Source organism: Flavobacterium collinsii (assembly GCF_902804485.1).
GTDB classification, from domain to species: domain Bacteria; phylum Bacteroidota; class Bacteroidia; order Flavobacteriales; family Flavobacteriaceae; genus Flavobacterium; species Flavobacterium collinsii.
Genome location: NZ_CADCST010000079.1, coordinates 1 through 24,745, shown reverse-complemented (window position 1 = coordinate 24,745; position 24,745 = coordinate 1). Strand labels below are relative to the sequence as shown.

The window sequence follows — 24,745 nt, the reverse complement described above, 5'->3', positions numbered from 1 at the left end:
TATGCAGTCACGTAGAAAATTTATAAAAGATACAGGGATTTTTTCAGCTGGATTATTAGCCCTTCAGACGGATGTTTTTGGGATGAATTCAGATGCTTTCAATTTTGCACTAAAAGATTTTATTACCAAAAGACCTCCTTTGGCAGAACGAAAATTTACCAGTAAAGCGATTGAAGCTGCCATTGTAAGAATCAAAAAGCAAATCGCCAATCCGGAACTCGCCTGGTTGTTTGAAAACTGTTTTCCAAACACCTTAGATACCACTGTAGATTTTGAAATCATTGACGGAAAACCGGACACTTATGTCATTACAGGAGATATCGATGCGATGTGGTTGCGTGACAGTACAGCACAAATTTGGCCGTATATTCCGTTTATAAAAGAAGATAAAAAACTTGCTGAACTGATAAAAGGAGTCATCAATCGTCAGACCAAATGTATCTTACTGGATCCTTATGCGAATGCTTTCTACAAAGATTTTGCGCAAGTAAGCGAGTGGAAAAACGACATGACCAAGATGCAACCCGGTATTCATGAACGCAAATGGGAGATCGACAGTTTGTGTTACCCTATACGATTGGCACACGGCTACTGGAAGGAAACGGGAGATATTAGTTTGTTCGACAGCAAGTGGAAAGAAGCTATGCTTTTGGTATTGCAGACTTTCAAAGAGCAGCAAAGAATGCATGATAAAGGACCTTACAATTTCCAGCGCGTTACTGCCTGGGCTACAGATGGTGTACCTTTAAGCGGTTACGGTTATCCGGTAAAACCATGTGGATTAATTGTTTCGACTTTCAGACCAAGTGACGACAGTACGCTGTTTGGTTATTTGATTCCGAGTAACATGTTTGCAATTGAAGTATTGGGGTATCTGATTGAAATTTTCTCTTTGCCGGCTTTAAAAGATGACAATTTAGTCGCTAAAGCCAAAGAATTGCGTGGGCAGGTTCAAAAAGGACTGGAAGAAAACGGAATCATCGAACATCCGAAATTCGGAAAAATCATTGCTTTTGAAGTAAACGGTTACGGCAGTTTTCACATGATGGACGATGCAAATGTTCCGTCTTTATTGTCGTTACCTTATTTAGGCGCTATCGCACCGGACAATCAACTGTATCTGAATACCCGTAAAGTAGTCCTCTCAGAAAACAATCCGTTTTTCTACAAAGGAAAAGCAGGAGAAGGTATTGGCGGTCCGCATACCGGGACAGACACCATCTGGCCGATGAGTATCGTTTTGAGAGCCATTACCAGCGTAGACGAGCAGGAAATAAAACAATGTATCAGCAACCTGATCAAAACAAATGCCGATACCGGTTTCATGCACGAATCTTTTCATAAAGATGACGTAACCAAATTTACCCGAAAATGGTTTGCATGGGCCAACACCTTATTTGGAGAAATGATTGTACATACCAGCATTCATTATCCTCAAATTTTAAAAGATAAAAACATTTAAACTAAAATATTTACCATTTAAGGAATTAGTAAAACTAGAGATAAAAATATTCACCATTAAGAAATTAAGAAAAATGAAGCAGTTAGACTTAATAGCTTAATTTCTTAATGGTGAAAAAAATAAAACTAAATTTTTGTAATCCCTATATTGGTTCAAATCCAAAATACAAAAGAATGAATAAAGAATATGCCGTTGGATTAGACATTGGAGGTACACATATCACCGCAGCGATTATTGATATAGTAGACATGAAAGTGATCGATTTTTCACTGCACAAAGAATCTTTTGATTCGAATTTGCCTGTAGCAGAAGTAATGACTATTTGGGAAAAAGCAATTCGTACTGCAATAGAAAATTCTAAAGTAGAAAATACCACGGGATTGGCAGTTTGCATGCCGGGGCCTTTTGATTATACGAATGGTGTTTGCTGGATAAAAGGACAATCTAAATACGAACATTTTTATGGTTTAAATGTTCGTGATTTGTTTCAGGATAAACTGAATCTTTCAAATGATTTTCCGATACTTTTTGAAAACGATGCTGTTTGTTTTGGTAAAGGAGAAGTATTTAAAGATGCTGAAAACCTTTCTAAAAAAGTAATGGCCATCACGTTGGGTACCGGACTTGGAGCTTGTTTTATAGACAAAGGCGAATCGATTAGCACTGGCGAGTTAGTACCAAAAGAAGGCGAAATATACGATCTGCCTTATCAAGACGGAATCGCTGAAGATTATGTTTCCGCACGTGGACTTATAGCGGGTTATTTCGCTTTAAGCGGAAAAAAAATAAACAACGGATTAGAGCTTTTTAATTTGGCTAAAGCCGAAGATAAAGTAGCGATAGAAGTGTTTGAAAAAATGGGAGAAGATTTAGCAGCGATTGTTATTCCGTGGTTAGAAAAATTTTCGGCAGATGGTTTTATTATTGGAGGGAAAATAGCAAATGCAAGCGAATATTTCTTACCGGTTTTCAATAAAAAATTAAAAGAAGCAGGAAGTGAAGTTAGCGTTTCTGTTTCTACAGATAATGAAATAGCAGCTTTATTAGGCGCAACAAGTTTGCTTTATACAGTATAGTTTTGATTATATTAGATGCCACAGATCAAAAAGATTTACAACACAGATTAGAGCATGCTTTTGAATCCTCTAATCTGTGACAAAAAAAATGATCAGTGGTTCATAAAACATTAGATATGACAAATTCAAATCGCAGAAATTTTATAAAAACGGCAGCTATAGCTTCAGTTGCTGTAGCCTTGCAATCTTTCAATTCAAATACTGAAGAAGAAGAAGAAAAAAACATAGTTTCTAAAAAAGGAAAAAAGCCAATTGTACTTTCTACCTGGAGATTTGGAATTCAGGCCAATGAAGCAGCCTGGGAAGTTTTAAAGAATAAAGGAACCGCTTTAGATGCTGTCGAAGCCGGAGTTAAAATTCCGGAGGCCGATCCTAAAGAAAGAAGTGTGGGGTACGGCGGACGTCCGGACAGAGATGGTCGCGTAACGTTAGATGCCTGTATTATGGATGAAAATGCCAATATAGGATCAGTTGCTGCTTTAGAATATATCAAACATCCCATATCGGTTGCGAGAGCAGTAATGGAAAAAACACCTCATGTGATGCTGGTGGGCGATGGAGCCTTGCAATTTGCAGTAGCACAAGGTTTCAAAAAAGAAAACCTGCTGACAGAGGAATCTGAGAAAGAATGGAAAGAGTGGTTAAAAGACAGTAAATACAAACCCATCGCGAATATTGAAAATCACGATACCATTGGAATGATCGCTTTGGATGCCAACGGAAACCTTTCAGGAGCCTGCACGACAAGCGGAATGGCATTTAAAATGCACGGACGTGTTGGAGATTCTCCAATTATTGGAGCTGGTTTATATGTTGACAATGAAATTGGAGCGGCAACAGCCACCGGACATGGTGAAGAAGTCATCAGGATTTCGGGTTGTCATCTGGTCGTTGAATTGATGCGACAAGGTAAATCTCCTCAAAAAGCCTGCGAAGAAGCCGTTGCCCGAATTGTAAAATTAACAAAGAACAGAAACAAAGACTTAAAAGACATTCAGGTAGGTTTTATAGCCCTGAACAAAGCGGGAGAGTATGGTTCATATTGTATTCAGGGAGGTTTTAACTATGCCGTTTATGACGATACCGGAAATCGTTTAATCGATGCCGATTTTTTTCTGAAGTAGGAAGAAGTCGACTGTTTGTAATAATTAATTTCGAGAGATCGCAGCGTACTAAAATAGTACCTCGTTTGTAATTTTTATGAATCAGGTTCAAAAGTTGTGGAGTGAAAAAAAGTATTCTCTTTATCGTAAAGCACTTTAGGAATGAAAGTGGCAGCCTTTTGCAATCTTTAAAGGTTTTACATTTTCCTGTAATTACTTAATTGTAAAAAATAATTTACAGCTTACCCCATAAGTGATAAGTGTTTGAGATCTGTTGCTCTGAAAGAGCCTTCGCAATAGTATGGTGTGAAGCACCATCAATAATGATGATGATTGTTTAAGCCCAGTAAGGGCGAAAGCATAACCCAAAAAGCACCTATCTTATTTTATGATATTTCTGAAAGTAAGTAACTCTTAATTAATATCTTATACTTTGTTTATAGCTGCTTATGCCCCTTCAGGGCAATATGATTCATTATATTAATTTATAGTGCGTTGCACTATTTTTATGCTTTTGGGCTTTCAGCCCTTTTTAAACATTTCAAATCTTTATACCGGAAGGTAACGCTAATTATAAAATCAGCTGTAATAAAATGATCTCTTAAATGAAGAGCTGAAATCATTAATAAAAGGAATAACTTCTATTAGCATCACAACATTTTGTATTGATCCATTTTTATTAGAAAATAGACACAAGCTATGTACAAAAAAAAGCTTCGGAGAAATCCGAAGCTTTTGATTTTTATAATCTTAACGTGCGTTTAATAATGACTTGAATAAGAAAGAAATCGGCGTAAATCCGCGTTTTCGCTTTAGTGAATTTGTCTTATCCGCGTACATTATTTGCAGTTCTTTTAGGTTAGTCTCACATTAAGTTTAAAATTTGTCCCCCCGTTGGCACACGTAAAGATAAACACAACGAATAGTTTCATGCCTACAAAGTTGAGAAGACAAAGTAAATTGCAAAAAAAAGCTTCGGAGAAGTCCGAAGCTTTTGATTTTTATAATCTTAACGTGCGTTTAATGATGACTTGAATAAGAAAGAAATCGGTGTAAATCCGCGTTTTCGCTTTAGCGAATCCGTCTTATCCGCGTATATTATTTGCAGCCCTCTTGGAGTAACCCATATTAATTTAGAACCTATTCCTCCATTGCAGTTTCAAATTCCATGTGATCGATGGTTTCTGCTGCTGCTTGTGCGGGTTTAGATGCTTTTAGGGCATTGAATCTTTCTAATCGTTCTGATTCACCTTCTTCACCGCTGAAATAAGGAAAAACATCCATAATAGGAGATTCAGAGACTGCCGGGATAGAATATTCTCCCATCGTACTTTGCATTACATGCAGCGTGTTGTCATAAGCTTCTCTTACATCATTTGCCTGAACCAGCATGTACATGTTTGATTTTCTTTCTTTACCGCTTTCTTCATCATAAGCCAATAGAGATACTTTGGATTTAAACCAACGGTCTGTATTTTCAAAAGGGTGAATTTCGGCGTAATTGGCCACTTTTATATTGGTGATTTTGAATTCCTCACTAATAAAAGCCGACATCTCTTCATTAATTCTTCTCTCAGCTTCTGTATAAGACAGAGCATCTACCAAATAAGGTTCTGTTAAAACCTTTTGTCCTCCGGTTTCGTCAGTCTTTCTATATTTTACTTTGCATTCGTACCAAGTTGCGCTCATCTTTGTTATTTTTTAAGGATGCCAAAGATAGATTTTACAGGAAAAAAAACTCGGAATTTACGAAATAGATATTCACAATTTCAAGACTTTTTTGGTAAGCTTTTGATTTTTAGAGCTTAACATTTAAAAGGTTGAATTTATTCGAATCGTTGCTTTTACCAAAGCTAATCCTTCAATATTTTTAAGAAGTACCTCCTTTGATTGATACTGGGCGTTTTCACTTACTAATTCGATCCTATCGTCGCCTTTGTCTGATTTTTGAATTCGTCTGATAAGCAGAAACTCTTCAAGATCATCTGTTATGATGGCGGTCAGATATAATTCTCCCCAGATAATATGTTCGGCCTTGTTGCTCATCTTTTTATAGATAATAAGATCTCCACTCTTTAAAATCGGATACATACTATCTCCACTAACATAGACAGCACCATCGCATTTAGGTAAATTGGGAACCGAAACGTAATCTACAGGTTTTTCGGCGTTTTCTTTAAACAAAGAAACGGTGCCTGCAGCAGTCTCAACATCGTATACAGGTATAAATTGTTTTTTAACTGTTTTTACGGTGGTAACTTCGTAAACAGAAGTAGGTTCTTCAATCTGACTCATTTTTATACCCCATTCATATTCAAAAAAAGCAGTATTTTCAAGCATATGACCTTTTCCCGTGAGGAGCCATTCCGGGCTAATTTCAGGATAGATTCGGAGTATCTGCTCTATTTTTGAGGCACCAACATCTTTAACCTTATCTAAAAAACCATTGGAAAGTCCTGTTTCAATATAAAATTTTCTTCTATTAATTCCTTTATAATCAATTATTTGTAAGATTCTATTTATAATCATTGTAATTATTTTTAGATTATTTGATCTTTTTATGAATTTGTATAGAATATAATCTATATATTTGTAAGTAAAAAGACACAAAAACGCGATTTTAGCAAACGTACGAAAAAAAACATAAAATACATTAATAAAGCGTAAGATCGTTAAAATTTCAGAAAGAAAATAGAGCTTGGTATTATCGAAGGTTCTTTAAGTTATGAAGTGATAGTCAGGAAAAGAGAGATGAGGTTTAACATAAAAAGAAGAAAACATGAATTATACGCCCAGAATAGACCAAAACAATCCAGATCGGGAACGATTAGAAAGAGCTATTACAAATTTGCTTCCGTATGTTGAAACAGAAGCCGTTTACCTATCTTGTAATCGAAGTAATAAAGTAATAGTGCTCACTTTTATTTTGAAAGAAGAGCGTGATCAGGATGGAGAGGCTTTGGATGATACAATATTGGATAAGATCATAATGATATATCCCGATTTTATTTTTAAGTTTATTAGTTCGGATAATGCCAGGCTTGGATTTAGAAAAGGTAAGCCTTACTTTATTCGGCATTGTACTCTTAAAGAGTTAGTATACTTCAAACCTGGGGCTGAAGTTTTTTACCCTCAAAAAAACACGTCGAAAAAGCTGATAAGGAGAGCTAAGAAAAGATTTTCTCTTGATATGGAAGCGGCAGTGGTGTCTCTTAGAAATGTATCGGTTTACACCAGAAACAATAATAGTGTTGCGACTGCCTTTGCCTTGTATCAAACCTTGAGATACATCTACATTTGTGCTTCAGAATTTTTTACGCCTGTTTTTATTACTTCTACCTGCTTGTTTGTTCATTATGATTATATAATCGATTTTGCACCTTCTCTAAAGAAAATACTCAATAAAGATGTTGAGATGGATAAAGAGATACTTGAAATGCTCAATAATGCCTATTTCTGTGTGGTGGAGAATAGGAACATAGATGATATTAATCCCGAGTTGCTTGCCAGAGCAAAAACAAAAGTAGAACTGTTACAAAAGGAGATTAATAAGCTATTTCTGGATTATAAAGCGTTGTGCAGTGAGAAGATGCAGAAATTGAGCTGTCAAAAATGTATTGGAAGACATATTTTCAACGAAAAGATTCCATCCAATTACTTTATCGAAGAGGCTTTGGAGAATATTGGAGCTGTAATGGCAGTGGATTTTGTTATAAGATGTATATATTGTTTTGGTTATACAATACGCCATAACCAGGACTATGGGGCTAAGAATTATTCAGATAAACTTCCCCGTTATCACTTTTATTTATTGGTAGTGAATCTGGAGGAATCGGAAGATGATTTACTAGTAATGAAAAATTTGATTCATGAAAAATTTGGAGCCGATTATAAAGTAACAATTTTGAATCATTGTCCAAAAATGATTCGTACCAGGAAAATAGATAAAAAGTATTTTTTTGATCATATCCTAACAAATGGACTTCTGACTTACAATAACCCAAGATATCTTCCTTATCCCAAAAAGTGTATTGCGAAATGGGATTCTGATGATAAAGAAAGATATGAGAAACACAAAGTTTCAGTGGCACGACAATTTTTTGAAGATGCGCAGGATTCTCTTAGTTATGATGCTACTATCATTAAAAGAGTACTTTTCAAGAAAGTCATAGAGCAAATTTGCTCAGGGCTCATCTATTTGTATTTGGGATATCTCTCAGATAAATTACCGATGCGTAGTTTATTCTCTTTATTAAGATATATTGAGGACGTCGAACTTCCTTTTGATTGTAACAGTGAAAAAGAAAAAATGATTTTTCAATACCTTTCTGAAGCAGTTGTAGTGTCTCTAACCAAGGCAAGACGCGATGCTAATCAGGAATATGACAAACTTATTGAGTATAAGTGCATCTTGTTTTTGAAGCATGCAAATGATTTGGCGGAGAAAGCAGCCGGAAAATTAGATTATAAAAAGACACGGTTTTTTAGTTAATTCCCGGACTCTGTAAAGAGTTCTATTAAAAATTGCACAAAGGCTTTTGACTTGGTGCAATTTTTTTATTTTCTACAGCTGGCTTTTTGTGAATATCTTCCACTTTTTTACCTAATGAAGGTACAGAGGTTTGCCCTTTTAGAATTATATGCTCCTTAGAATCTGACTTAGATTATCCTGGCCTTATACTATCTTATCTGATGTTGTTTCTGTGGTACTTCTTTTATGAAAATAATTGAATTGCGGTCTTTTTATTTGTTTTATTTGCGCCAAATTTTACCTTTTTAGGGTAGAATTTGACTTATGGATCATTGCGCGTTTTTTGGACGCATTACTTGGAAGGGTGATTTACTGTAATTAACAGGCTGTATTGTAGCGGTATTTTAAAGAGATATTGTCGATACGATGTTATTGTTTAATAGTATTTAAAGACTGTCGATTTGATAGTATAGTTAATCTCAGAATGAAAAAAATAATTACACTAACATTAATCATTAATTCATTTTTTGTTTTTTCTCAGGAAGTGGTTAAAAATGAGTGGAGTGATTCTTCAAAAGTAGAAGTTCTCAAAGAGATCAAAATCACTAAAAATAAGAGAAAAGCAGGAGTTTATAAACTTCACTTACCCAAAGAAATTTTAAAAAATGAAAGTATGGGTAAGACTTTGCGGAGAGTTGAGAACATTACTTTAGATAACAATAAAACCGTTTACTTTAAAGGGAAAAGAATCAAGAATTACATTTATAATGATAAAGTCATAACTCAGGAAGAATTTTTCAAACTATTGTCTGAGAATATCGTTTCTTTTCAGATTGTTGAGAATTATTTTAATTTGTCAACTGGTGAGACTGAACTCGTTATAAAAGTAAGGGACAATAATGGTAATGTAGATAACATAAAAGGTTCTGTTGACGGAACGCTTAGTTTTTTGCAGGAGTTTAATTTTTTAGGTTCGAGTTTATTTTACAAAAAGAATAAATTTTCGACAGTTCTGAATATTTCCGGGCTCAAGAATGTTTCGGATAACAGCTCGGAGGAAACTTATAATGAGAGCACTTTAAATTATGCGAACCACAGAGTTTTGTATCAGTCTAATTTCTCAATGCTTAACATTTATGAAATCGATAAGTCAAGTAGTATTTCATTACGGAATAAATATTCAGTAGTAGATGAAAACAGGATCAGTTTTTTTTCCGATTTATCAGAAGCAGCTTATTTTTTTCTTGTCCGCGATTATAATACCAATGTGAGGTACGAGAAACGAACAGTAAATGATTTAGAGTATAAACTCAATTTAGACTATGTAAACAGCAATAATAAAATTGAAAACAGGTTTAATAAATCGAATCAAAAATTTACCGAATGGACGTTGAGTTCCTCCGTCTCAAAATCAATTAATCAATTATATGTTCAATCGGCATTAGTACTAACGTATCGCAATTATGTTTTTGATAATATAACAGATAGAAGTGAGGTCAGGCAGAAAATTGTTACTCCTTTTGTCAGTTTTAGTTACGATCTAAATTCTAATAATTCGTTAGTATTTGGAAACAGATTTCAGTTTTCTGAGGATAAAGTCAATAATGATGTTGTTTTTTACCATAATTTTCATCTGCCAAATTTCACTTATTTCTCGAAAATTGACTCCATATTAGATGTAGAATTCAATTATAAAAGATATGTCGTCAGACCAAGTATCAGATCAATTTCTAATTTCACTTATCAGGATTTTAATAACAATTCAATTGTAAATCCTTCTTATATAAAACCTGAAATCGACAATTCTTTTTCTCTTGATTTGGTGAAGAACATAAAGAAAGTCGATTTAACCTTAAACTTCGGTTATTTAAAATCATCCAATAATATTTCTGTTGTCAATACACTAGATGTATACAAAATGGTTTCTGAAAATGTAAATCTGGATTCTTATAATAGCCGATCAGTGGGTACTTCTGTTTCGTTTAAATTTTATAAAGAATCCAGATTCAACTTAAATTATAGTTATACAAAGTTAAAAATGAAAAAGGTAAGTGAAACTCATAAAGGAGTTGTGAATTATCTGGATTTATCTGTTAGCGGCAATATAGATAAAAGCACTATGTATTCGATTAACTCTTATTATATCGACAGGTTTTACGATTTTAATTTATATCGTTCGGTGAAACCGGATCTTTCGTTAAGTGTATCACGTAATTTACTCAAAGACAGACTGAATATTAGCCTGGAATATAGGAACATATTGAATACTGATGCAAACAGAATGTTGCGGTTTAGAGATAGTGGCAATGAATATGTGTTAAATAATACCAATACATCTAATATGATCTTAATAAATGCATCCTATAATTTCGGAAAAACATTTAAAGAAAATCGCAAATACATTCGGAATATTAGTTCGGATATGAAGTTGTAAATTAGGGTACAATTCGATCCTTTTGGAATTTTAGGACGAGACATTTATAACAAAAAAAGCTTCAGAGAAATCTGAAGCTTTGTCTTTATAAGCGGGTGTCTTAAAAATTTGTATTTACTTTTTTAGAACGGTCTGCCACATAGGAGATAAGCCAGGTTATTGGACCTTCTTTTACAAAGTATATTTTTTTCTTCTCTAAATTAGGAATACTTTCTACGCAAGCTGATAGTATGTTATTTGCTGAAATAAGATATTTCTGGTCGTATATGTTTAATACTCTTGCTGCCTCTTTATTGGTTTTAGAAAGATTGTTAAACTTGTTGAAATTATTTTTCAGGACCGCATCGTAATCGATAATATCTTCAAGGGTTATAGGTAAGAAATGATCTTTGATGTTTTCATTATAGTACAATGTTGTAAAAGCCCAAACAGCTCCTCCAGACAAATAGATCTTTTCTTTTTTTAGTAAAAGAGGATTTGCATCGAGCATTTCTTTGATCTTCTTACGTACCACCGGGTTAAAATCAAAAGATTTTTCCTGATATACTGACATATCACCCGCCTGGCTTTGGTTTGCAACCGTTTTTTTTACAGCATCGGTAAGCGACATAGTACCAAAGTCAAGTTCTAAAGGCATAAACTCTAATTTACCATCCTGAAGTTCGTCAATATATCCACCTTTAGTACTGGCAGCACCAATATCAAGAAGCAAAGCGTTAGCATAATCAACTGGTGGAATAGAACCTTTAACTAGTATTTTAGCTTCTTCGTCAACATTAATAACATCAAGTTGTTTGTTGGTCAGGGTGCTGATTTTGTTTTTTAAAACATCAAGGTTGCGGGCAGATCCAAAAACAGAAGAAGCTACTAAAAAGATATTTTCTTCGGGAATTTTAAATTGAGATCTGATTTTCGTCAATTGAGTAAAAACGATAAGACCGGCTTTGCTGATGTCTTCCTGAGTAAGTTCGCCATTTGCAGTAATATGCTTGGCAAAACTAAGACCTTCATCATTCGAATAGTAGGCAATTTTATAGTCTGCTTTTTTGATATTGTTTACTTCAAGAACAGTAACCTTTATTGTTCGGCGTCCGATCTCAATTCCGGCATAAAGATTTTTTTGAGCAAATGAACTTATGGAAAAAAATAAACTGAAAAGTATAAAAACTAGAACTTTGGGGGTGTTTTTTTTAAGCATTGGATTTAATTGTAATGTAATTTTTTTGATAAAAACTGTAGGTTGTTGTTGTTGTTGTTGTTGTTGTTGTTGTTGTTGTTGTTGTTGTTGTTGTTGTTGTTGTTGTTGTTGTTGTTGTTGTTGTTGTTTGAAATTTAAAAGGTTAAGTAAGAAATAATGTTTTTTTAATGTAAATAATTTAAAACTGCAGAAGTGGATTTTTTAAAAGTAATTCAGATTTTGGTCGCGATAGCTTTAAAAAGCAAAAAAGGGTTTCATAATTATTAACATGTAAATGACTAGATTAAAGAGCAATCGCCTATTAATACGAATAAAAAACTGCTAAATATTCAGGGTGCAAATTTATAAAAACAATTACGAATACAAACCCGGTTATTAAGAAAACATATTATTTAATTGTTAAGGCAGTCCTGCAAAGTTAGTAGCATACAGTTCAGTATTTCTAAAGTATTGAAAAAGAGGAATAACAGGAAGTGATCTGGTAGAAGTATAGCTATGATATTTATGGAATCTCTTAAAATTATCCTGTTTTCAGCATAGCCCGTGGCAGGAAAAGTAAGGGGTATTGTGTTCCTATTGGTTGAAATTGTAAGGAATATTTGATGTGGTATTTACAAGAAATGTTGATTTTACTTCATCTTAACTTTTACTCTAGATCCCAATGACTTCAAGTATATTGGTTCAGTTTTTCTAAAAAAAAAGACTGCCAGGGATTTGGCAGTCTTTAATATATAGCAACGATAACTTTATAAGATTATTTTTTAGTCACTTTCATGACAGAGGACTGATCAGGGGAAACGATTTTTATAAAATAAGTACCTTGAGCCAATGGTGACAGATCAACCTTGGTTTGTACAGAGTGAACCGACTGTCTAATGAGTTGTTGGCCAGCAAGATTCAATACAATAACTTCTGTCATTTCGTGAGGCATCTCAATGTTTATCATTTCAGAAGTTGGATTTGGGTAAGCCAATCCCGAGCTTCTGCTTTTCTCAAAAGCAGGATCAGACAAAGTACCTGCATAATATGCTGTATTATCTATTGTCCAGTTACTGCCAGTAGGAGCAGTATTTTTATCGGCTTGAATAGCCGTAAGATTAGGATTTTTTGTGGCATCAAAAGTCCTTAAATTACTATTGTTTTTATTTTCAATATTCAAAGCCGTCAATTGATTGTTAGAGCAATCCAGATAAGTTAAGTCCTTATTTTTAGTTGCATCCAAAGAGGTCAATTGATTGAATGAACAATCTAAATAGGTCAAAGCAATATTTTTGGTTATGTCTAAAGTGAAAGCATTGGCTAAGACAGCATTTTTAGTACTGTTTTTTGTACCTCCTAATTTATTATGCGAACTATCCAAATAAGTCAAAGCTGTATTTTGGCTTACATCCAAAACGGTTAGCTGATTATAAGAGCAGTTTAAATACGTCAAAGCGATATTTTTACTGACATCCAAAGCGGTCAATTGATTTCCGTAACAGTTTAACTTAGCCAATGTCTTGTTTTTTGTCAGATCCAAAACAGTCAATTGATTTCGATGACTATACAAAGTGTCCAAAACGATATTTTGTGTTACATCCAAATCGGTCAGTGCGTTATCAGAACAATCTAACGTACGTAATGCCTTAAAATCCTGTATTCCTTTTAAATTCCTAATTTTTCCGTATGAAACGTTCAAGCGGGTTAGATTTTCAATCTTAGAAGTCAGTATTTTCCCGTCTATCTTGCCAGAGTCTATTCCCTGATTAATCAACGCTTGTTCAAAGTTAGTATCGGGAATAGCGGTGTATCGGAGTACAGTACAAGCGATCGTACTATAATTTGCCGTAACATCTTTTACCCAACCCGTATTTGGAGCTGTGACATTATCGGCTTGAATGCAGGTCAGTTCCGGATTCGAGGTAGAATTAAAAGTGGTTATCGTGCTGTTATTTCCATTTTTAACATTCAAATCCAGTAATTTATTAGAAAAGCAATACAATTGGGTTAAATGTGTGTTCTTACTTACATCCAAAGCGATCAATTGATTGTTGGCACAATGAAAACTAAGCAAAAGAGGGTTTTTAGTTACATCCAATGTGCTTAGCTGATTTTGAAAACAATCCAAAGATTCTAAAGCTGCATTTTTAGTTACCTCTAAATCTGTCAATTTATTACTGCCGCAAAACAGTGCTTTTAGAGCTGTGTTGTTGGTTACATTTAAGGAATTCAATTGATTATAGGAGCAATTTAATGAAGTCAAACCTGTATTTGGGGTTACCTCTAAAACACTCAATTTATTATTATTGCAATTCAAATCGATCAAAGTTGTACTCTTTGTTAAAGTTAAAGTGGCCAGTTGATTAGAATAGCAATATAGCTTAGTCAGGGTATTATTTTGAGTAACATCCAGAGCGGTCAATTTGTTTGAACTGCAATCTAAATAAGTTAAAGCAGTATTTTTGCTTACATCCAAAGCAAGTAATTGATTTGAAAGACAACGTAAATCGGTCAATGCTGTATTTTGCGTAACATCCAAAGCTGCCAGTTTATTAGCGGTACAATCTAACTTAGTCAACCCTGTATTTTTGGTTACATTTAAAGAAGTCAATTGATTACCAATGCTCTCCAACTCAACTAAAGCGGTATTCAGTGTTAGATTCAAAGTGGTCAATTGATTATAACTGAAATACAAGCCTGTCAAAGCAGTATTTTTAGTAATATCTAAAGTAGTCAGTTGATTTCTGGTACAATTTAATAAAGTCAAAGCAGTGTTTTTGGTAACATCTAAACTTGTCAATTGATTGTAATTGCAATATAAAGTCTGCAAAGCCACAAAATCCTGTATCCCTGTTAAATTTGAGATATTCTTATTAGAGACATTCAGGCTGGTTAGGTTGGCAATATTAGCAGTCGGTATTTTTCCGTCAATGCTACCCGAGTCGTAGCCTAAACTAATCAAAGCCAGCTCAAAATTGGGATCCGGAATGTTGGTGTAAGTTTGTACAAAACAAGCTGTAATGCTATAGTTTGCTTTAGTATCTTTTCTCCATCCAGAATTTGGAGCCGTGGTATTATCAGCCTGAATACAGGTAAGTTTGGGATTTTGTGTAACATCAAAATCGGTTATTTTACTATTATTTCCGTTTTTAATATTCAAAGTAGTCAATTGGTTTGAATAGCTTTTCAACTTATTCAGGGCAGTGTTTTTGCTTAAATCCAAAGTGGTTAATTGGTTTGAATAACAAGTCAAATCAGTCAAAGCAATATTTTTGGTTACATCCAAAGTGGTCATTTGATTGCTATTACACCACAAAGTAGTTAAAGCGGTATTTTTGCTTAGGTCTAAAGTGGTAAACTGATTTGAATAACATTGTAATACGGTCAAGGCGGTATTATTATTTAGATTTAAAGTGTTCAGTTGATTGTCAAAACAATAGAGGACACTTAGAGCAGTATTTTTGCTAATATCTAAAGTGGTCAATTTATTGCTGCTGCAATACAGGGTAGTCAAAGCTGTATTTTTACTTACATCCAAGGTGGTTAATTTATTTGCATAGGACTGTAATGTAGTTAAAGCTGTATTTTGGGTTACATCCAAAGTAGACAACGGATTTGATCCGCAAATCAATTCTGTCAGAGCTATATTTTGGCTTACATCCAAAGCAGTCAGTTTATTTAACCAACATACCAATTGAGTCAAAGAGAGATTTTTACTCACATCCAGAGCAGCCAATTCATTAGTATTGCAAATCAAAGTAGTCAACGCAGTATTTTTGGTTACATCCAAAGCTGTCAATACATTTCCTCGGCAATTCAAACTAGTCAGAGCCGAATTTTGGGTTACATTCAAGGTGGATAATAAATTTGAGGAGCAATCTAAAGTTTTCAAAGCTATAAAGTCCTGTATCCCTGTTAAGTTTGCAATGCCCTTATTGGAGACATTCAAATTAGTTACACGAATAATATTATCAGTAAGCACCTTTCCGTCTGTGCTGCCGGAATCGTATCCCATAGCAATAAGTTCTCTCTCAAATTTTACATCTGGAATTGCCGTGTAACAGGCAGTTGTACTATAGTTTGCAATATTGTCTTTGGTCCAGCCAGAGTTTGGAGGATTTATACCGTCGGACTGGATGCACTTAAGATTAGAATTGCTTCTGGCATCAAAAAATGATATATTGGTGTTGTTTCCGTTTTTAATATTTAAAGTCGCCAATTGATTGTTGTTGCAAGTCACAGCTGTTAAAGTTGTGTTTTTGCTAAGATTCAAAGCGATTAGCTTGTTGGAACTGCAATTCAAAATTTTTAATGCTGCAAAATCCTGTATCCCTGTTAAATCTGCGATATTTTTATCGGATATCTCTAAATTGGTTACGCCGGCAATATTGGAAGTAAGTACTTGCTTATCTAAAGGGGCAGAATCATAACCAAGATCAATTAAGGCTTGTTCAAAATTAGGATCTGGAATTGATGTATATCCGGTTGCGGCACAAAAAGTACTATAATTTGCAGCAGCATCTTTGAGCCAGGATGAATTTGGAGGAGTTAGGTTATCAGCCTGGATACAGGAGAGGGTAGGATTATCGGTAGCATCAAAACTCATTATATTGCTGTTGTATCCGTTTTTAACATTTAAGGATACTAACTTATTGGAATAACAATAAAAGGATGATAAAGCAGTATTTTGACTTACGTCCAGAGTGGTCAATAAATTAGAAAAGCAATTCAAATAAGACAGTGAAGTATTTTTACTTACATCTAAAACGGTTAATTTATTCTCTCTGCATTGTAAAAAATTCAAGGCTGTATTTTTACTTACATCCAAAGAAGTCAATTGATTTAAGTAACAATTTAATGTAGTTAATGCGGTATTTTTGCTGACATCCAAAGAGGTCAATTGATTTAATTCACAATAGAGTATTTCTAAAGCTGTATTTTTGCTCACATCCAAAGAGGTAAATGAATTTCCGCCACATTGTAAATTGGTTAAAGCAGTATTTTGAGATAAATCCGGGGCCTGATCAAACTTATTTACAATGCAATACAATCTGTTTAAAGCTTTGTTTTTGGTTAGATCCAAGGTCGACAATTGATTGTTACCGCAATCGAAATCCGTCAAAGCCATATTTTGGGTTACATCCAAAGAGGTAAATGCATTTTTAGCGGCAAACAGAATAGTCAAAGCTCGATTTTTGGTAAGATCTAAATTGGTTAACAGATTTTTAGTGCAATCTAAATCGGTCAAAGCAGTATTTTTAGTGACATCTAAAGCGGTCAATTGGTTATAAGAACACTTCAAATTAGTCAAAGCAGTATTTTGTGTTACATCCAAAACCGTTAATTGATTTGAGCCACAATCCAAATTAATCAAAGCGGTATTTTTGCTGACATCCAAAGTGGTCAATTTATTGCCTCCGCAACTCAAAGTTTTTAAAGCTGTAAAATTTTGTATCCCGGTTAAATTTGAAATATTATCACTGGTAAGATACAAAGCCGTTATATTGGCAATTTTGGAAGTAAGTACTTTTCCGTCTATAGTACCAGAATCGATACCTTGATTAATCAAGGCTTGCTCAAATTTAGCATCAGGAATAGCCGTGTACTGTGCATTGGCTGTAAGACATAAAAAAAATAACATTGCAAAGAATGTTGTAAAGAGTTTGTTGTTTCTCATTTAATTATGGTTAGTTTTATGTGTTGCAAGATATTGTATTCTCTTATAAATTACAACAAAATGCCTATAGGCTTTAGTAAGATATTTTATATATTCGCTGTTAACGCTAATCGATCTTATTGGGCAAAATTGTGATGCATTCAGGAGAACGTCCCGGGGAGCGAGGTTTAATAAATAAATGAAGAGATGAAACAGAATATTTACGATGATACAGATTTTTTTGAAAACTATGGTAAAATGGCGCGTTCGATTGATGGTTTGAATTCGGCAGGAGAGTGGCATGTTTTAAAAAAGATGCTGCCTGATTTTCAAGGGAAAAATGTTCTTGATCTGGGTTGCGGTTATGGATGGCATTGTATTTACGCAAAAGAAAAAGGTGCAGAGAGTGTCATTGGAATTGATTTGTCAAAAAAAATGATTGATAAAGCAAAGGAAAAATCAAAAGGATTATCAATAGAATATTATCAAATGCCAATAGAAGATATTGAATTTGAAAAGGAGCAGTTTGATGTTATTTTTAGTTCACTTACCTTTCATTATATACAAGATCTAAAAGCTCTTTTTCGTAAAATCAATAAGTATTTAAAGAAGGGCGGAAGTTTTGTTTTTTCTATGGAACATCCTGTTTTTACAGCAAAAAGTGAGCAAGATTGGTTTAAAGATGAAAATGGAAACCGACTACATTGGCCAGTTGACAATTATCAGTACGAAGGAGCAAGAGAAACCTCTTTTTTAGGCCATAAAGTAGTAAAATACCATCGAACAGTAGCAAGTATTCTAAATATTGTAATTGATTCAGGTTTTAGTATTACACAAATATCGGAACCAAAACCGTCGGAGGAAATTATTGAAAAATATCCGGAAATGAAAGACGAGTTAAGAAGACCAATTTTTATTATGGTTGCTGCGGATAAGTCATAAATCAATGAATTTTAGAATGCAAATAGTACACAGATTATACGGATTCGCTAGGCGAAAACGCTGATAAAAACGGATTTTAAATGTTTTTCCCTTTTTATAGCTTCTGATTTTGAATCTAAATGATTTGCCAAATCCGAAGAATGGGCTTAATTTAGTTCCAGACTCAGCAGTAGTCCCCGAAAATTGACGACAAGTTTTAAAAAATGAGAACACGAATTTTAATAATATTATTTCTGACTTTTTTGATTTCAAGTAAATCAGTTGCTTGCGAGTGTAAAATCCCTAAAAGTTTAAAAGAAATTCAAAATAGAGAGTTTACGAATTCAAAGTATATTTTCGTCGGAGAAGTTTTAAAAATTGATGCTAAAAAACATACTTTTGAAATTAAAGTTATTGAATCTTTTAAGGGAGTAAAAAACGGAAAAGTGTACAGCGGAATATATGGAGAATCATGTGGGCCTGTAATTGATGAAGTTGGAAAATGGCTGATTTACGCAAAGTCTTCCACAGGTAATGTGATTAAAATAAATATTTGTGGGTTAACGAGAAGTTTTAAGAATCCGGAACCTAATATTTCTGCAACAAAACTGCCAAAACCACCGTCTCCGAATGCGTCAAAATCTCAAATTAAAAAGGGAACTGCTAATAGGAAATTAAGATCAAAGTCTGATTTAGAAAACGAAATAACTAATCTGAGAATAAGAAGTAAATAAAAGCCTGTTGCCAACAACTACTACAGCGAATTTGGATAATAACGTTGATTGAAAGTTGGTTTTGTATTTAGGATGATTTTGTAAGTCTGAATAACGGGCATAATTTAGTCTTAAATCTGCTTTAGCTCCATAATATTATGATGAATTACTATAATTAACAATAACTAACAGCTTATCATTATGTTTTTTAGGTAGTAATTCTAACAAGAACATCGGAATTAAAAACTGAATTCCGTATATTGTTCTGCTAAAATCAAATATGCCAGTCATATACATTTTAAAATACCTGCTTTCAAACGTTTTTCAGTTCATTTTAATAGAAATAATTTAGATTATGAAAAAATCACTAATGCTCTTCATTGCATTCTTAGCTTTAACAGCGTGCTCTAAACATCAAAAGGAAAAAAACATTGCTATCACCGGAATAGATTCCACATTGCGTCCTGGTAATGATTTTTTTAAATATGTAAATGGTAAATGGTATGACTCTGTATCAATACCTGCATCTCAAACCGGAGTAGGTGTCTACATGTTTATGAATTACCCGCAACGAATGCGTCTGCAAGGAATATTGGACAGTATTTCGCAAAGTAAGAATTCAGCAGGAAGTATAGCACAAAAGGTAGGTGACTTTTATGCATCAGGTATGGATACCGTAACTATTGACAAACGCGGTTATACACCTATCAAACCTCTATTGGCTAAAATTGAAGCAATTAGCGATTTACCGTCTTTAATGAACTTTGTAGTTAATGAAGTAAAAGTGGGCAATTCTTCTATTATAGCTTTTGGAGTGTCAACCGATGATAAAAACAGCAGTATGAACATTGCTCAAATCTATCAAACGGGTATCGGTTTGCCTGACAGGGACTATTATTTCAAATCAGATGCACCAACTGTTGCGATACAGGAATCGTACAAAAAATACCTAACTACATTATTTCAACAAACAGGCAGCAATGCCGAAGAGGCTAAAAAGAATGCTAATTTGGTGTACGATATAGACAAACAACTCGCTGTTTCGCATAAAACAAAAGTTGAGCTTCGGGATGTACAGGCCAATTATAATAAAATAGCTGTAACAGATCTTGTAAAAAGACATCCCAACATAGGCTGGACTGCTTTTTTAAATAATTTAGGGGCTAAAACCGATTTTATTAATGTAGGTCAACCTGCGTATTATGATGCCCTTAATAAACTTTTAAAATCTGTTCCTATTGCTAATTGGAAAATTTACCTGAAAGCAAATTCTTTAGAAAGATATGCAGATGATTTAAGTAAACCTTTTGTAGATGCTTCATTTGAATATACCAAAGTGCTTTCTGGTCAGGCTGTTCAAAAATCACGTGGTGAAAAAATGGCTAGTGTTCTTGATGCTTACTTAGGCGACGCATTGGGCGAATTGTATGTTAAGAAATATTTTTCGGAAGATGCTAAAAAACGTATGTTAATCCTCGTGAATAATTTGCAAAAAGCTTATGCCATAAGAATTGATAAATTGGAATGGATGAGCCCTGTTACAAAACAAAAAGCAAAAGAAAAATTGGCCGCCATGACTAAGAAAATAGGATATCCGGACAAATGGAGAGACTATAGCAAGGTACATATTGCCAGGGATGCTTATTTTGAGAATATGGTTTCGGCCGCTACGGTTGACTATCAACTTCAATTGGCAAAATTGGGTAAACCAGTTGATAGATCTGAATGGTATACGACAGTTCCAACTGTTACAGCATATAATAACCCTACTGCAAATGAAATTGTTTTTCCTGCAGGTATTTTACAACCTCCCTATTTTGATAATAATGCAGATGATGCACTTAACTATGGAGGTATCGGAATGGTGATTGGTCACGAAATAACCCATACTTTTGACGATCAGGGGGCGCAATATGATAAGGATGGTAACTTAAAAAACTGGTGGACAAAAGAGGATTATGCACAGTTTAAATCAAGAGTACAGCAGGTGATCAATTTGTACAGCACCTATACTGTTTTGGGTGATCTGCACGTTAATGGTGCCATGACAGTTGGCGAAAATACGGCAGATATTGCAGGATTAGCAGTTGCTTATGATGCGTTTAAAATGACCGAACAAGGAAAAGGAAACACAAAAATAGACGGATTTACTCCAGACCAGCGTTTCTTTATTTCGTTAGCCAAAATATGGAGAGTAAAAATGAAAGACGAGTTCCTGCGTTTGTGGATTAATAATAACCCACATTCTCCACCAATTTGGCGTGTAAATGGTACTTTAATGAATACTACTCCTTTTTACGAAGCATTTAATGTACAACCCGGAGATAAAATGTTTTTACCGAAGAAAGACAGAATAACAATTTGGTAATATCTTAGTTGAAATTTTCCAATGAAAAGCTGCGCAAATGTTCCTGTGAACTTTGCGCATTTTTTTTGGTTTCTTAGAAATTGCAAACTTTATAAAAGGCTCTTAACTTTTTATGTTTTAACTTAAATAAAAAAACTCCAGATTTCTCTGAAGATTTGTCTTAGTATTGGGTAATATTGAGAAATTTAACGAGTTTAGTGATGATTTTCATAGGATTGTTAATATTAGTGATTATATTTAAAAAAACAATGGTTACTGTAAGCAGAGTATTTTGGTTTAACAGAATTGAATTTAAAAACGTTAAATCCATAGAAAATCTAGGTAACCCAAGCGGGTGATATAATCTGTTTTGTCAAAATATTTCCCACCACTTCTTCTTTTTCGTCAATTGTTTTACAGTTAATATTCTTGAAGGTTTTGGTTTTAAAAGTTCTGATTCAAACTGTTTTTCAATGGCATTGTTCATATTCCAACCTGATGAATAAGATGGACCGAATAAATATCCTTTCCCTACGTAATTTTTAACGTCATATTCAATTTCTATAGATATTTTACCTATATGCTCGTAAAGGGCTGAAAAATTTTTATAATAAAGGTCAGGCATATACCAAATCACATCTGGTTTATTTTGCCATTGTCCAAAATTACAAAGAAGTACTTCTGCATTTTCAAAATCAACAAGTGAAGGTTTAGTTTTTTTATTTAGTCGTGTAGTAGCTACCAAATTATAAGCTGTTTCTGGATTAGTATCGGTCGCCAAAATAACAGCACCACCATAATTTCCATTTTTCATTTTAAAAGTTAAACAGTCTCCAGTTGAAAATATTGGTGTTTTTAATTTAACTCGCTTTCTTGGTTTTGGTTTTGGTCTGTCAGACCTTATTTTATCTAAAAACTTATCTAAAGCAATTTTCCGTCTTTTAATATCTAGCTCAGTTGCATCAAAATTCGACCAGATTTGTATATCTGTACCTGATGTTACAATCTCTTCAATTGTCGATAATATTTTTGGTTCAAGTGATTTTGTTTCCCATTGAGCTAAAGCAAGAGCAAACCATAAACTATGTTTTTCTTCTTCAATTTCTAGTATTTCCCAATTGTCTGTAATTATTTTTTTAGAAATATCTTCTGGATGTCCACCTTTGTTATAAAGTTCAAAGAACTCATCATAAATGTCTGCAAATGCATCACTATCTTTTATCGCTGTTCCCCAAGTTCCCATATTTGTAATGTTTTTCTAAAACGGCTTATAATTTGTATAAATAATGCTTTATAGGGCATGTCCTTCCCCTGCTGGCGCGAGCGTCCCGCTCGTGAACGCAACGAAATGTTAACAAAGAAGGGAAGTTAATAAAAATAAAGCTTCAGATTTCCCCTGAAGCTTTATTTTGATATTTTTTATAAAAATGATTTATTCTGAAACTATTTATTGATTAATTTTTCAAGCCTTGCCATCATTTCATCTTTTTCTTTAAGCATGCCCTCGTATAATCGATTTTTTCTCCGTGTAGTTTTAAAACCTCTTTTTATAGGGTCGAAAGTTGGACGAAGATTATTGTTCGATGTGCATCTTACTGATTTATGATAAAAAATAGAGCACTTTATCACACAACGCTGTGCCAATTTGGAGAGCTTTGCGTAGTTTGTACAACATATAAAGAAGTTGACAGTAATTTTAAGCAGACATTATGAAAACAAATATATTTATGATCTTTCTCAGCCTTTTGATATTCAGTTCTTGTAGACAAGATAATGTTGACTGGATTTTTGTAAATGGCGGGACTTTTGAACAGGGCAAAAACCAAATCATCATTAGCCCCAAAGGCGACACAATAAAAGGATTTACAAGCCCGCACCGAATGGTTGAACTTGATGATTTTTACATAAGTAAATATGAAATAACTGTTAAACAGTTTCGGGAGTTTTGTGAAAAAACAGGCAGAAAAATGCCTGATGCACCTATTGAAAATGCATACGGAATAAAAGTATATTATAAATGGATAGACGAAAATCCAATGCTGGCAACTTGGGATGAAGCTAATGACTTTGCAAAATGGGCCGGTGGAAGATTACCAACAGAAGCAGAATGGGAATATGCCGCTAAAGGAGGAAAGAAAACTAAAAATTACAAGTATAGTGGTAGTAATAATCCAATCGAGATTGGATGGGTAAAAGAAAATTCAGACAGTATCTTTCATAAAGTTGGACTTCTCAGGCCTAATGAACTGGGAATTTATGATATGACCGGAAATGTTGGTGAATGGGTTTCTGATTGGTACAACCCTGAAAAGGATGGTTTAGTAAGTAAAAAGAACCCGCAAGGACCAACAGAAGGAGAAGGATCGTATAAAGTTTCGAAAGGTGTTAGTTGGTTTTACGAAACCCAAAGCTTAGATGGAAAACCATTAGAATATGGAATTCATATGCCAGAAGTTAGATACCAATCTCCAAAAGGTACACGAAATGACGGATTTGGATTTAGAATCGCGAAAAGTAAATAAAAAACTATTCGCAAAAGACTAAAATTGATTTGGGTAATAGGGTTTAAAAGGAAATAATTTAATGGTAGAATCAAGGTTAATCTCAAAAAAATGAGTCCTATATATGGGACTTATTATTATCTAATTTTAATTATAAATTCGTCTAAACTTTTGGGAGCAGTCTATTTTAATATATAAGATATTTTTTATTTTTGAACATGTCTTAATGAAAAATATTAATTAAATGAGTGTTTTAATTACGTAGTCAACAAAATATACTTATTTCATAATTCTTTAGAAAATGCATAAATTAAAAATATTAATCTTAATAGTTTTTATTACTTCTTTCAAATCTGTAAGATCACAGAGTAAAGAATTAATTGTTACTATTAATTCAAGTTTAATCGACATTGATAACTCAAATCCAGAATGCCCTTTTAAGGAACTATTTAAATTTCAAGATATATTTCAAAATGTAAAAATATTTGGTTTTGGAGAGGCAACGCATGGCACTAAAGAATTTCAGGATTTAAAAGATAAGTTTTTCAGATACTTAGTTACTAATTGTAATGTGAAAACATTTGCAATAGAGGCTAATTATAGTGACTGTTTGTCCATTAATTCATATATTAAGGATGGGAAGGGTAATCCAAAAGATCTTCTTAGTAAAATAGGATATTGGATATGGAATACGAACGAAATATTATCATTAATCGAATGGATGAGATTTTATAATTCAACGCAAAGTAAAGAGAGCCAATTAAGTTTTGTTGGTATAGATGTTTTGAATTGTAAAAATGCTGTAAATATACTTTACAAATACCTACAAAGTAATTTTTCACCCAACAATCAGAAGTATCTCACTACATTAAATAATTACATTT

Annotated in this window: 15 protein-coding genes; 10 read left to right on the top strand and 5 right to left on the bottom strand. The window is 33.7% G+C overall.

The window, feature by feature from the left end; genetic code table 11:
* Nucleotide 1: 1 nt before the first annotated feature.
* From FLA105534_RS10380 to FLA105534_RS10370, 3 genes are all read left to right on the top strand, one after another.
* Nucleotides 2-1,462, top strand: coding sequence for a glycoside hydrolase family 125 protein (locus FLA105534_RS10380; protein WP_173966055.1), 1,461 nt, complete (start codon nt 2-4; stop codon nt 1,460-1,462).
* A gap of 173 nt (nt 1,463-1,635) precedes the next feature.
* Complete coding sequence (locus FLA105534_RS10375; RefSeq protein ID WP_246253213.1) at nt 1,636-2,538, top strand: ROK family protein; 903 nt, start codon at nt 1,636-1,638, stop codon at nt 2,536-2,538.
* 116 nt (nt 2,539-2,654) lie between these two features.
* Nucleotides 2,655-3,662, top strand: a complete 1,008-nt coding sequence (locus FLA105534_RS10370; RefSeq protein WP_173966053.1) for an isoaspartyl peptidase/L-asparaginase family protein — start codon at nt 2,655-2,657, stop codon at nt 3,660-3,662.
* Between the two features lie 1,119 nt (nt 3,663-4,781).
* On the opposite strand, the gene FLA105534_RS10365 is transcribed toward FLA105534_RS10370, so the two are convergent.
* Nucleotides 4,782-5,330: a DUF4494 domain-containing protein gene (locus FLA105534_RS10365; protein WP_173966052.1), complete on the bottom strand. Its 549-nt coding sequence runs from the start codon at nt 5,328-5,330 to the stop codon at nt 4,782-4,784.
* 123 nt (nt 5,331-5,453) lie between these two features.
* Entirely contained in the window at nt 5,454-6,170 is a 717-nt protein-coding gene (locus tag FLA105534_RS10360; protein ID WP_173966051.1) for a S24 family peptidase, read from the bottom strand.
* 250 nt (nt 6,171-6,420) lie between these two features.
* Between FLA105534_RS10360 and FLA105534_RS10355 the strand changes: the two genes are divergently transcribed.
* Both FLA105534_RS10355 and FLA105534_RS10350 read left to right on the top strand, forming a co-directional pair.
* The gene (locus FLA105534_RS10355; protein WP_173966050.1) at nt 6,421-8,133 is read left to right on the top strand and encodes a hypothetical protein; all 1,713 of its coding nucleotides are present in this window, start codon (nt 6,421-6,423) and stop codon (nt 8,131-8,133) included.
* A gap of 463 nt (nt 8,134-8,596) precedes the next feature.
* Nucleotides 8,597-10,546, top strand: a complete 1,950-nt coding sequence (locus FLA105534_RS10350; RefSeq protein ID WP_173966049.1) for an outer membrane beta-barrel protein — start codon at nt 8,597-8,599, stop codon at nt 10,544-10,546.
* Between the two features lie 100 nt (nt 10,547-10,646).
* Here FLA105534_RS10350 and FLA105534_RS10345 read toward each other — a convergent pair whose 3' ends face one another.
* Nucleotides 10,647-11,744, bottom strand: a complete 1,098-nt coding sequence (locus FLA105534_RS10345) for a Ppx/GppA phosphatase family protein (RefSeq protein WP_173966048.1) — start codon at nt 11,742-11,744, stop codon at nt 10,647-10,649.
* A 754-nt stretch (nt 11,745-12,498) separates the two neighbouring features.
* Entirely contained in the window at nt 12,499-17,400 is a 4,902-nt protein-coding gene (locus FLA105534_RS10340) for a leucine-rich repeat domain-containing protein (protein ID WP_173966047.1), read from the bottom strand.
* 186 nt (nt 17,401-17,586) lie between these two features.
* Here FLA105534_RS10340 and FLA105534_RS10335 point away from each other — a divergent pair, with 186 nt between their 5' ends.
* The 3 genes from FLA105534_RS10335 to FLA105534_RS10325 all read left to right on the top strand — a co-directional run bounded on the left by FLA105534_RS10335 (nt 17,587) and on the right by FLA105534_RS10325 (nt 21,381).
* Nucleotides 17,587-18,321 (top strand): class I SAM-dependent methyltransferase, encoded by a 735-nt coding sequence (locus tag FLA105534_RS10335; protein WP_173966046.1) that lies wholly within the window; start codon nt 17,587-17,589, stop codon nt 18,319-18,321.
* A 203-nt stretch (nt 18,322-18,524) separates the two neighbouring features.
* Nucleotides 18,525-19,034, top strand: a complete 510-nt coding sequence (locus tag FLA105534_RS10330; RefSeq protein ID WP_173966045.1) for a hypothetical protein — start codon at nt 18,525-18,527, stop codon at nt 19,032-19,034.
* Between the two features lie 334 nt (nt 19,035-19,368).
* A complete protein-coding gene (locus FLA105534_RS10325; RefSeq protein ID WP_173966044.1) occupies nt 19,369-21,381 on the top strand; it encodes a M13 family metallopeptidase in 2,013 nt (670 codons plus the stop codon).
* Nucleotides 21,382-21,733: 352 nt separating this feature from the next.
* Here the strand turns inward: FLA105534_RS10325 and FLA105534_RS10320 are convergent, their stop codons facing one another.
* The gene (locus tag FLA105534_RS10320) at nt 21,734-22,603 is read right to left on the bottom strand and encodes a hypothetical protein (protein ID WP_173966043.1); all 870 of its coding nucleotides are present in this window, start codon (nt 22,601-22,603) and stop codon (nt 21,734-21,736) included.
* Between the two features lie 466 nt (nt 22,604-23,069).
* Between FLA105534_RS10320 and FLA105534_RS10315 the strand changes: the two genes are divergently transcribed.
* Both FLA105534_RS10315 and FLA105534_RS10310 read left to right on the top strand, forming a co-directional pair.
* Nucleotides 23,070-23,882, top strand: a complete 813-nt coding sequence (locus tag FLA105534_RS10315) for a formylglycine-generating enzyme family protein (RefSeq protein ID WP_173966042.1) — start codon at nt 23,070-23,072, stop codon at nt 23,880-23,882.
* Between the two features lie 280 nt (nt 23,883-24,162).
* Nucleotides 24,163-24,745: erythromycin esterase family protein (locus FLA105534_RS10310; RefSeq protein ID WP_173966041.1), on the top strand; the 583-nt coding region annotated here is incomplete at its 3' end.

Coding starts and splice junctions, on each gene's coding strand:
- FLA105534_RS10380 (WP_173966055.1), top strand. CDS start 2: ATGCAGTCACGTAGAAAATTTATAAAAGATACAGGGATTTTTTCAGCT.
- FLA105534_RS10375 (WP_246253213.1), top strand. CDS start 1,636: ATGAATAAAGAATATGCCGTTGGATTAGACATTGGAGGTACACATATC.
- FLA105534_RS10370 (WP_173966053.1), top strand. CDS start 2,655: ATGACAAATTCAAATCGCAGAAATTTTATAAAAACGGCAGCTATAGCT.
- FLA105534_RS10365 (WP_173966052.1), bottom strand. CDS start 5,330: ATGAGCGCAACTTGGTACGAATGCAAAGTAAAATATAGAAAGACTGAC.
- FLA105534_RS10360 (WP_173966051.1), bottom strand. CDS start 6,170: ATGATTATAAATAGAATCTTACAAATAATTGATTATAAAGGAATTAAT.
- FLA105534_RS10355 (WP_173966050.1), top strand. CDS start 6,421: ATGAATTATACGCCCAGAATAGACCAAAACAATCCAGATCGGGAACGA.
- FLA105534_RS10350 (WP_173966049.1), top strand. CDS start 8,597: ATGAAAAAAATAATTACACTAACATTAATCATTAATTCATTTTTTGTT.
- FLA105534_RS10345 (WP_173966048.1), bottom strand. CDS start 11,744: ATGCTTAAAAAAAACACCCCCAAAGTTCTAGTTTTTATACTTTTCAGT.
- FLA105534_RS10340 (WP_173966047.1), bottom strand. CDS start 17,400: ATGAGAAACAACAAACTCTTTACAACATTCTTTGCAATGTTATTTTTT.
- FLA105534_RS10335 (WP_173966046.1), top strand. CDS start 17,587: ATGAAACAGAATATTTACGATGATACAGATTTTTTTGAAAACTATGGT.
- FLA105534_RS10330 (WP_173966045.1), top strand. CDS start 18,525: ATGAGAACACGAATTTTAATAATATTATTTCTGACTTTTTTGATTTCA.
- FLA105534_RS10325 (WP_173966044.1), top strand. CDS start 19,369: ATGAAAAAATCACTAATGCTCTTCATTGCATTCTTAGCTTTAACAGCG.
- FLA105534_RS10320 (WP_173966043.1), bottom strand. CDS start 22,603: ATGGGAACTTGGGGAACAGCGATAAAAGATAGTGATGCATTTGCAGAC.
- FLA105534_RS10315 (WP_173966042.1), top strand. CDS start 23,070: ATGAAAACAAATATATTTATGATCTTTCTCAGCCTTTTGATATTCAGT.